The following is a 494-nucleotide window of genomic DNA, read 5'->3' on the forward strand; positions in this document are numbered from 1 at the left end:
CGGGCGTTGTTGGCGTGCAGCGACGCCATGCCGCCGTCGTGGCCGGTGTTGAGCGCCTGCAAGAGGTCGAAGGCTTCGCCGCCGCGCACCTCGCCAACGAGGATGCGGTCGGGTCGGAAGCGTAGTGACAGTGCGACCAGGTGCTGCGTGGTCACGCGGGTGTCGGCATTGGATAGCAGGCGCACCTTGTTGGGCACCGTCATCTTGAGTTCCATCGTGTCTTCGATGGAGAGCACCCGCTCGGTGTGCGGAATCTCCGCGACCAGCGCATTGAGCAGCGTGGTCTTGCCTGAGGACGTGCCGCCGGCGACCAGGATGTTCTTGCGCTGCACGACCAGTTGGGTAAGGGCCGCCTTCAGCGCCTCGTCTTCCACCAGGCCGTCGAAGATCGGTTTGTCGTCGGTGGTGTTGCGCGCAACACGCGAAGAGAACGCGCCCATCTGGACATAGTCGGTCAGAGACAGGTTGGTTTCCCGGTGACGGCGGATGCTGAG

The 494-nt window shown here is 64.4% G+C and carries 1 protein-coding gene; it reads right to left on the minus strand.

The window, feature by feature from the left end; all coding sequences use genetic code 11:
• The coding region (locus ACYP5B_RS21700) for an ATPase, T2SS/T4P/T4SS family (RefSeq protein WP_459571041.1) at nt 1-494 on the minus strand (494 nt) is incomplete at both ends.

This window comes from Cupriavidus sp. 8B (genome assembly GCF_054589115.1).